Source organism: Haloferula sp. (genome assembly GCF_049672945.1).
Lineage (GTDB): Bacteria > Verrucomicrobiota > Verrucomicrobiia > Verrucomicrobiales > Akkermansiaceae > Haloferula.
Genome location: NZ_JBATWY010000173.1, coordinates 1 through 9978, shown reverse-complemented (window position 1 = coordinate 9978; position 9978 = coordinate 1). Strand labels below are relative to the sequence as shown.

The 9978-nt window shown below is 55.6% G+C and carries 4 protein-coding genes and 1 pseudogene; 4 read left to right on the top strand and 1 reads right to left on the bottom strand.

Annotated features, from left to right (window positions below; genetic code table 11):
• A pseudogene (locus tag WBG04_RS15490) lies at window positions 1–254 on the top strand (arylsulfatase); the annotation flags it as partial.
• Between the two features lie 627 nt (window positions 255–881).
• Here WBG04_RS15490 and WBG04_RS15485 read toward each other — a convergent pair.
• Window positions 882–2240 (bottom strand): Gfo/Idh/MocA family protein, encoded by a 1359-nt coding sequence (locus tag WBG04_RS15485; protein WP_424315361.1) that lies wholly within the window; start codon window positions 2238–2240, stop codon window positions 882–884.
• 273 nt (window positions 2241–2513) lie between these two features.
• Here WBG04_RS15485 and WBG04_RS15480 point away from each other — a divergent pair, with 273 nt between their 5' ends.
• From WBG04_RS15480 to WBG04_RS15470, 3 genes are read left to right on the top strand one after another with little or no spacing between them, the layout of a single operon-like run.
• Window positions 2514–7502 carry a DUF1800 family protein gene (locus tag WBG04_RS15480; RefSeq protein WP_424315360.1) on the top strand — a complete coding sequence of 1663 codons (4989 nt, stop codon included), beginning with the start codon at window positions 2514–2516 and terminating at the stop codon, window positions 7500–7502.
• A gap of 3 nt (window positions 7503–7505) precedes the next feature.
• Window positions 7506–9050, top strand: coding sequence for a DUF1501 domain-containing protein (locus WBG04_RS15475; RefSeq protein ID WP_424315359.1), 1545 nt, complete (start codon window positions 7506–7508; stop codon window positions 9048–9050).
• Window positions 9051–9071: 21 nt separating this feature from the next.
• Entirely contained in the window at window positions 9072–9656 is a 585-nt protein-coding gene (locus WBG04_RS15470) for a hypothetical protein (RefSeq protein ID WP_424315358.1), read from the top strand.
• Window positions 9657–9978 lie beyond the last annotated feature (322 nt).

Sequence of the window (9978 nt, the reverse complement as noted above, 5' to 3'; positions counted from 1 at the left end):
ACATTCCGGGGCCTGGTTCTGGTGGCTGGGGCAAGGGCGGTGACCAGTCGCAACCCGTCCAGCTCTACGACCTGGCCAATGACAGTGGCGAAACAAGGAACGTTGCTGCGGAACAACCTGAACGTGTCACCCAGTTGCAGGCGTTACTTGAAGAGCTCATCGTCCAGGGACGGAGCACGCCGGGGCCGGAGCAGAAGAACGACGTCAAGGTCCGCCGATATCTGCCAAAACCCGCGAAAGGGATACGGAGATGATACGCATCTAAAGCGTTGCTATGGCTGCCGGTCATTCGCGTTAGATCAAGACGCAAAGCATTGGATATCAGTGAATTAAAGCAGAGAAAAATCGAAAATAGAGTTGGCAGGATGAGCGAGCCGGCAAGCTCGGTATGTCTATACTGCCGCGCATTAAGAATTGTGAAAAAGAGCTCCTTGAATTGATGCCTGGTATGACGGCTCAGTTCCTGGCCTGGGTGAGTTTATGCGGAGCACTATGGAGAAGGAGTTTGTCTTGGCCTTCGTAGCTTCTGGCGAAGTAGGCAACCCCTTTCGCCTAACCCCAAGGTCATCTTACCCCACTTCCACCGCAAAGGACTTAGAAAGTCCTTCTCCATATTCCCTGCATCCAGAAACTTTCGACCCCGCGGATTATTCGAGCGCCTTTGCTGTGAACTCGGGATTTTCGGTCTTACTCAAATCCCAAATCTTAATGCGCGGCAGTATAGCCGCTGCACGGTGATTCCACGGTGCAGCTTTGAAAGGGTGAAGCGAGACTGTTGTTGCTCCATTCAGGACTGACCTTGGGCTCTAGACTCTTACTTGTGTCGCGAAGTGATGAATGGCTTTTTCTGTGCGAAGCTTTGAGTAGCCCGGTCTAACGGGTTAGGCGAGATTAGGCTCCCAACCGTCGCGGTATTTGCGTTTCAGGTAGGCATCGACTTCAGGTAGCCCACGAGCCTTCATGTCCTGGGAGTTCCAGTCGATCTTCTTGCCGAGGCGAACGGCGAGATTGCCGACGAGCACCATTTCGGTGAGAGGTCCGGAGTGGTCGACGAAGTTTGAGACTGGCTTGGGTCCTTCACTACGAATGGCACGGCAGAGTTCCTGGGTTGGGCCGCCGATGACTCGAGGGTAGACTCGTTCGACTTTTCTGGCTTCGGCCATGAGCGTGTCCGGGAAAAGTCGTGGCGTGGCACTGCAATAGGCATCGGGCACGAAGATCGCTCCCTTTGTGCCGACGAAGACCTGCCCAAATTCGTTGGGTAGCTTGAGATCCGCTGGAATGCCGGGTGGGCGGAGGAATTCCTTGTCGGTATTCGGATCACTGACGCCGTCTTGCCAGATGATTCTAACGGGTCCTCGTTTTCCTTTCGCTGGGAAGTCGTAGGTGATGGTCGAGCGTTTGGGTGCGATGTTTTCGTCGAAGGGGGAAACCTTGCTGGCTTCCACGACAAAGTCGCCAGCGAGATCGAGCGCCCAGAAAGCGGAGTTGAAACTGTGGCAACCGATGTCGCCAAGGGCTCCGCAGCCGTAGTCCCAGAAGCCCCGCCAAGCGAAGGGGTGGATTTTCGGACTATAAGGACGATCCGTGGCGACGGTGCCTTGCCAAATGTCCCACTTGAGATCCTCGGGAATCGGTTGGTTTGGAAATTTGAGTCCGGGCCCTTGAGGCCAAATTGGGCGGTTGGTCCAGTAGTGGACTTCGGTGACATCACCGATGACCCCCGCTTCGATCCATTCGCGGAGCAGGCGTGTGCAGGCAGTGGTGGCCCCTTGATTTCCCATCACCGTCAGGACGCCCTTTTCCTTCGCGTACTCGGCAAGCTGTCGAGCTTCCCAGAGGTTGTTAGTCAGAGGCTTCTGCACCATGACCGGTTTACCGTGCTTGATGGCTTCCACGGCGATGGGGAAGTGCATGTGGTCCGGGGTGGAAATGGTGACGACGTCGATCTGGTCGGCCATTTCCGCAAACAGTTCACGGTAGTCGAAGTAGCGTTTTGCGTCGGGGTATTTCGCGAAGGACTCAGCGGCGCGGCGATGATCGACATCGCAGAGTGCAATCATACGATTACCTGTGGAGATCTCGGAAATATCGCTGGCTCCTTTTCCTCCACATCCTATCGCGGCGACGTTGAGTTCGGAGAGTTTTTTGTCTTGGCCGAGCAGGAGATTTGGCGCGAAAGCGCTACCTGCAAGAAAAGCGGAGGATTGGATGAAACGGCGACGGGAGTGGGAAGTCATGATATTGTCGTGAAAATTGGCGGGTTTAGCGGACTTGGCAATCGATAAGAGCCGGAAGTTTTTTTGGGTCGGTAATCGCCTCTTTTGATGGAAATGATGAACGCTCCAATTATTCCCTAGCCTTTTTGGACTGAATCTTCATTCCTGTTGCATCATGTGTTCACGTGATGGTGGGAGCAGACGGGGGAGGTCAGAATAAGGGGTGGTTGATGCGATTTCCGCCAGCGCCAGTCCCGGTGCCACAACAAATCTTCAGGATTGCCCCATACTTCGATGAAACCCATTCAGGCCTCCACCGGAATTCCTTTGCTGCTCTTGTTTCTAGCAAGCGGAAGCTCCGCCTTGGACGAAAATTCAAACGGCTTCAGCGACGTTTGGGAACAGCAATTCAAATCCGGCTCGCTATTAGTGGCTGTCGACGACGACGGCGACGGATTCTCGAATTTGAAGGAGGCAGTCGCGGGAACCAATCCGCTCGACGCCGCGTCCAAACCCGATCTGGTCAGCGAGTTTTTTCGAGATAGTCCCAATGAATTCCAATTGTCCTTCAAGACCCTCAGTGGCAAATTCTACACCATCGAGCAATCAGAGGATCTATCGGGATTCACTGCGATCAATTCGGGATGGTGGGGTGATGGCAAAGATCGAGCGCTGACTCTCTCAATGAGCGGCGCATCCGTGGCGCTCAGTCCGGTGAGAGTGGAATTTTGGGGCAACGTGACCACGGGATCGATCAGCTCCCTCACGAGCTTGCCTTCATTTCCACTTGCTCCTGATGGCGTGACTTATCTCGCTGATCCGGAGGCCCCCGAGTTCTTGGCGACTGGCTACGGAGCGCGCATCATCATGTCGATCAAGGCCCCGGAGTCAGGGATCTACCAGTTCTATGTGAACTCGGGCGGGCCCGCCGAACTCTATTTTGGAAATGCGTCACCAGGGACGAGAATTGCCGAGGTTTTACCTGGGCAGACCGGGCTTGGTATCGAGGAATGGATGACTTATCCAAACCAGCAGTCTGCGGGCATCACCCTAACAGCCGGACAGAAATACTATCTCGAATTGCGCTATGTTTCGGCGGTTCCTTCACAACATGCCGGGATTGCCTGGTCAGGCCCCGGTTTGGATGCCATCGAGAGGCTGAACCGTGACGACCTCTCCTTGGAATTCACCGCGCCAAGCTTTCAAGCGACGAGTTCGGACTACTTTCATGATTATGACTCCAGCGGACAAACTGGTCTGATCTGGCCCGCCGACTCGGCTTTGGAGTTGGGCATCAGCGGCATGACCGGAAACGCGGAACGAGTCAGCCTGACAGGAGACCAGGGAGACACCCAGATCATGAGGCTTTCTTTCCCAAAGGTGAGCACGGATCTCTATGCGACATGGCATTTCAATATGAGTGATGTTGGCACTCCCCACGGTTTGACCGGTTTGTTCTTTGGTAACAAGAATACAGGCAATAACCAGGAGGGACCGAGGATCAATCTCGAACAGCAGGACTCCGGTGCCAGTGCGGCCGTGCGTGGGGGCGGAGTTGTGGGCAACGGTGCCAGTATCAATGTGGCCTTCAACCAAACTTTCCGGGTCGAGTTCGTGGCGACGATCAATCCCCTCGGATTTCAATACACCACCCCGATCGGTCCCGTGACCGTTGCCGAGGATAGGTTCGATCTCTACGTTTCGAATTTGGACGGGACTTTGGTGGGCTCGGCGACTGGCTTGACCTTCCGGGATGGAACCCTCGTTGAGGGGTTCGGAGAAGTCGCCGTCAAGCTCACCACGAATCCTAATATTGCTTTCGATGCCTGGGAGATCACCGATGGTCCGATCGCCGGCAGCGGCTATTTGGTTTCCAACATGGCTGGAGTGGAAAAAGAGAGGAACTTCTACCGACTGGCGATCCGCGATCAGGATCAGGACAATGACGGCTTGTCGGATTGGGAGGAACTCGCTCTCGCAAAATTTCATCCATTTCTCTTTTTTGATGCTGAATCATCCAATGGAACTGCCGATGCCACGGCTCTCACCGCACTTCTCGCACAGTCCCAAGGCAAGCCGGAGATTGCACTATACGGGACAGACGCCGCCGCCTTCGAAAGCAACTTTCCGAGCGCCACGCCGGACAATGCTGAAATCACCATCACCCGCAGCGGAGCCCTCGAGCCACTCTCCGTAAAACTCTGCATCGCCCCACTGGTGGCGACCGGCAGCACCGCTACCGTATGCGACGGTTCCTGCTGCATGCTCATCGGCAGTGCCGGAGATGAGGAGGCTGAAATCACCGACTACACCTTGGTCGATGAGGACGGAAACACCATCACCGACACCGTGGATTTCGAATTTGGTGAAGTGAGCAAGGTTCTAACCCTCATCGCCACCAGTGACGCCATCAACGAGTATCCGGAGACCGTCAACCTCGCTATCAAAGTCTCCACCGACTATGACATCTCTACTGTCCAGAACGGTGCCTCCATCCAGATTTTCGATCTTCCTGACCACCCAAACAACGCTTCTGTATTCACTGGCGCTTTCAGCCAGGATGGCCGGGCGGTAGTTTCCACCTCTGGATCCGGATTCGTCACTGCAATCGTCAACGGCCCCCGCACGGAGATCCATCTGTGGGACGAATTCTCCAACCTGACTTCCGCCCAGCAGGACTCCCATGTGCATAAGTCCAATTCGGGCAACGCTCCTGGAGATATTATCTACGCCATCACCGAGACGCCCGGTGACGACGAATCCGATCCGCTTAACGGCCCGCTGACAAGTTACCTCTGGGATCTCACGACCTCATCCGGTGCCATCCCCTCCGCCGGTGGCGCGGCCTCCAAGCAGACCATCATTGATTCCCTCTTCGGTCAGAATTCCGAAACGCCACTCTATCTGAATGTCCACACGGTCAGCAACCCAGCTGGCGAGATCTGGGCATTCCTCGGTCTCTCAAGCGGCTCCATCTCCGACCCCGGTGATGCTACCGCAGCAGCTACCCCTGGATCCGCCGAATATCCACAGCTCTCGGGTGAGCTTCTTGAGGTCGAGGTGCGGCGCTTTCTTAACCAAGCCACCTTCGGAGCGACCGATGAAAACGTCGCTGTCATGCTTGAGAAAATCAACACTGCGCGTCTCAGCGACACAAGCTACCATCGCCATCAGGCCTTTTCAGAATGGATCGATGATCAGGCAAACCCGCTGGTCACCCCCCAGACATTCCTACTGGACTTCGCGATTGCGAGCCATTTCCAGCATTTGAAAATATCCGGAATCTACGACCCGGTTCGCAACCCCACCAACGGAACGATCCCCACGCCTCCCATTCCGACACCATGGCCTTCGATCAATCGAAGCAGTCCGATTCCTGAACACTGGTATTTAAGCGCGAATTACCCACTCAAACATAACGAGGAAAACATTCTATCTTCGAGCAATGGATTCAATCTGAATCACTTCGGCCCTGAGGATGTGCTGTGCGCCGATTGGCAACTCAAGCTCAATGGCCGTGATCAGCTGCGCCACAAGATGGGTTTTGCCCTCCAGCAAATCGTCGTCACGAGTGATGTGGATCTTTACATCAGGGAAAACTCCTATGGCTCCGCCAACTACCGGGATGTGCTCAACGCTTATGCATTCGACCACTACCGGGATGTCCTTGGATTCGTGAACTGGAGTCCAGTGATGGGGCATTGGCTTTCCAGCATCAAGAACCAGAAGGCGATCGATTTCGACAATGACGGCACTTTCGACTCTTATCCCGACGAAAATCTGGCTCGGGAAAACATGCAGCTCTTCTCTATCGGCTTGTTCGACATGTGGAGCGACGGCACGCTGAAGCTCAATAACGAAGGGCTTCCAAAGCCCACCTACACCAATGCCGACATCCAGGAGTTCGCGAAAATCATTACCGGACAAGGGGTGAGCAATTATGCACCGACAAGTAATGTTCCCACCTGGGGCGGTGTGCCGTATTCACCCACCAATAACAACTTCTTCGCCTCACACATCACCCGTGGACTTCGCACGAGGACCTTCCTCTACCCGATGAAGATGTTCGGTGCCTATCACTCGCAAGGAACAAAAACCTTCGCCGGTACCACAATTGACAACACGGCTATCACTAATCTAAGCCAGCAAGGCGAAGCTGACATCGAAAGCGCGATCGACTGGCTAGCTGGTAAACCCGGTGACGGGCAACCGGACTTCGACATGGTGCACAGCCACGTCAGCACCCCGGCATTCATCTCCAAGCGGCTCATTCAGCGCTTCACCACCTCCAATCCATCCAAGGATTACCTCCACCGCGTCGCCACCGCATTCAAGAACTCGGAAGGTGACCTCGGCCAAACCATCAAGGCGATCCTGCTCGACCCCGAGGCCCGGAATCTGAATCTGAACGAAACCACCTTCGGAATGAAAAAGTCACCACTTGAGGCCTACCAGCAGATGGTTCGCACCCTTGGTGGCCACACCTATTTCCCACTCGTGGAGCCCGAAGCTGGCGAGTCTCCCTATGATTCGCTGGCGATCAACTTTGCAACGCCGGATCTCTATCTCGAAAACTTCGGCTACCCCGCCGCCCAGCTCAACGCGCAGGAGCGCAACGTGCGATTCAGAAATACCTACACCAGGGGTTCAGGCACCACTGGCCTTCAGATGGACCCGGCCTATCAAGATACCGTCTTCAACTTCTACCTGCCGGACTATGCGAAAGGTGGAGCCATCAGCGATGCCGGACTCGTCGCACCGGAACTGCAGCTTGCCACCGAGCCGGACATCATCCGCAATATCAACTATTTCCAAACACTCCTCTACGGATCGTCTGGTCAGGCAGGCAAATATCTCGGTGAAAAGGAATCCGATCAAAATACGCTCTTCGGCAATCCTCCCGGCATTTCGGGCTTCGACCATCTCCGCTTGCCACTCCAGGCACTCGCTGATGACTTCTACCCAACTACCGCTCCTGGGGCGGCGGGCGGTCGCACCAGCGAATCCCTCGCGGATGAAGCCTTGCTCGACGCACTCGACAAACGGCTGACCAACGGTTTGTTCAAATTGCGCTACCCGTATGACGCAACCGACAATGACGATCCCAGCATTGCCGGAGCGGATGATCTTTTGAAGAACCCGCGTGAGCTCATCATCGACGCGATCACTGCTGGCTACAATAATGCCAACGATGGTTCCAGCGACTCCTCCGACCGACTCAACAAGTTCAAGGACGCCCTCTACCTTTTGAGCCTCACCTCCGAATACCAAATCAGAAAGTAACCCATGTCTAGGAACCAGAACTCCATTTCACGCCGCCAGTTCATCCGGGCAGGCACCTGCGGGGCCATGTCCATCGGCCCGCTGGTCAATACCATCGCCCAGCTTTCGCTCGTCAATTCTGCGGCCGCGGACACCAGCGATCCCGCCTATGATCCCAGCGACTACAAGGCACTGGTCTGCATTTTCCTCAGTGGCGGTTGTGATGCTAATAACATCCTGATTCCGCGTGGTAGCAACCCCTACGCTGGTGTCTATTCGGCGGATCGGGCATCGGTCGCTATCGCGAACGGCATCGTCCATTCAACCTACAACCCCTCGGGCGCGGACCTCACCATTCCGATCACCGTTCCCGGCCAGAGTCCGTTCGGACTTCACCCCTCGCTTGTTAACATGGCCTCCATGTTCTCCGCGAACGAAGCCGCCTTTATCACCAACGTTGGCACCCTCGCGGAACCCACTACCCAGAGTGCCTACGGCAGCGCCAAACTGCCAAAGCAACTATTTTCCCACTCCGACCAGGTCACCGAGTGGATGTCGTCCATCGCCGACCAGCCTTACACCTCCGGTTGGGGCGCTCGTGTGGCGGATTTATATAATGATACCTGGAACGAGTTCAGCCAGACCTCCATGCTAATCACGGCTGCCGGGAGCAATCGATTCCAAGGCGGAGGTCAAAACAGCCAATATGCCGTCAGTTCCACCGGCGCCATCAGCCTGGCAGGTTTCGGCACCAACTATGCGGATGCATTGAATGGAAACGGCTCCTACAAAACGACGGCAACCGGCAACCGCTTCAAAGCCTTCGAGCGTATCATGCAATACAGCCAGGCGCATATCATCGAGGAAGGGTACAATGAGGTGATCCGCAGCGCCCGCAGGAACGAGGGACTCATCAACGAAGCCATGGCCGTGGAAACCGCACTTGGCATCAATTTCAATTCCATTTTTGCCAGCTATGGCGCCACCGGGGGAATTGCAGATGAGCTCAAAGCCGTCGCTCGCCTGATCGCCGGCAGATCGTGCCTCGGCAACAACCGACAGATCTTTTTCGTGCAGATGGGTGGCTATGACAATCACGCCTCCATCAATACCTCCCTGCCAAATCTTCTGTCAGGCTTGGATAAGGCGGTGGGTGCGTTCAACGCCGCCATGAAGGCAATCGATCTCAAGGACAGCGATTTCTCCTACGACAAGGTGACCACCTTCCAGGCCTCCGACTTCAACCGCACCTGGACGCCTAACAAAACCAACGTCGCATCCGCCGGCACCGACCACGCATGGGGCACCCACACCTTTGTCTTCGGAGGTGCGGTCAATGGTGGAAATTTCTACGGTACCTACCCCGAACTCGGCATCGGCAGCACTAGCGACGTCCCCTCTGGCGCCCGTGGCCGCTGGATCCCCACTACCTCCGTGGATCAGCTTTCCGCCAAACTGGCCAACTGGTTCGGCGTGCCTATTGGTAGCAGCCAGATGGAGACCATCTTCCCGAACCTCTATCGCTTCGACTCTCCCTTCGATTCCGGCACTAACCTCGGCTTCCTTTGAGTTGGAATGCCCTTCCTCGGCATGAGACAAGGTGCAATCATCGTCCTGGTAGTGCTCGTGGCTCTGGCCCTGATTGGTTTTTTTTGGATCAAGCCTGTCCATGTTTCAGACTACACTTCCACCCCGGTTCAACCGGAGGGCGAGACGGCGACACCTCAAGAAAACAGTCAGCAAACATCCACCCAAGCGGCAGATATTCCAGATCCTAACGACCCCCGCCTGACCCGCCTCTCCGATGGGCGGGTGTTCTACAATCCATCCGTTGAGGCCAGTCGCATGATCGCCGCACCGATGCCTCCGGAAGAATCTCTCGGGGTGATTTCGCAGATCCTGGATCACTACCGCTACGCCTATCAGGAGAACCCCGTCGGAGAAAATTCCGAAATCACCGCTCAACTGCTAGGCAATAACCCCAAGAAGATCATCTTCATCGCACCTGACTGCAAGGCTCTTCTTGGCGATGAACTCGCCGACTCATGGGGTACGCCACTGTTCTTTCACGCCCTCTCTGAAAAACACATGGAGCTGGTTTCCGCAGGCCCTGATCGGGAGTTCTGGACGGATGACGATCTCTCCAACGGCGAGGGGCAACCGATCGGTCATTAGCAGCGAGTTGAAGACCGGCCGCTTCTCGAGGCCGCCAAATTTCTCTGCTTGCGGCTCGATCAGTCGCAGACGGGTCAATGTTTTTGAGTTAGTCGGAAATGCCGGACTGCGAGCTCACAAGGCGGAGAGAGCTTGTTCTAGTTCGCGGATCGGGCGGGTGAGGGGAATGACGGCATCACCTTCGAGGATGATCTGGCTAGCAGTCTGTCGGACTTAGACCAGTGACGAATTGGATAGCGGCTGCTATGCTCGGGGCATGGCAGCCAAGTTCGTCAATATCGACCACGATTCGCCCATGTTGTTGCCTCCCGACCTTCGGGAT

Coding starts and splice junctions, on each gene's coding strand:
- WBG04_RS15485 (WP_424315361.1), bottom strand. CDS start 2,240: ATGACTTCCCACTCCCGTCGCCGTTTCATCCAATCCTCCGCTTTTCTT.
- WBG04_RS15480 (WP_424315360.1), top strand. CDS start 2,514: ATGAAACCCATTCAGGCCTCCACCGGAATTCCTTTGCTGCTCTTGTTT.
- WBG04_RS15475 (WP_424315359.1), top strand. CDS start 7,506: ATGTCTAGGAACCAGAACTCCATTTCACGCCGCCAGTTCATCCGGGCA.
- WBG04_RS15470 (WP_424315358.1), top strand. CDS start 9,072: ATGAGACAAGGTGCAATCATCGTCCTGGTAGTGCTCGTGGCTCTGGCC.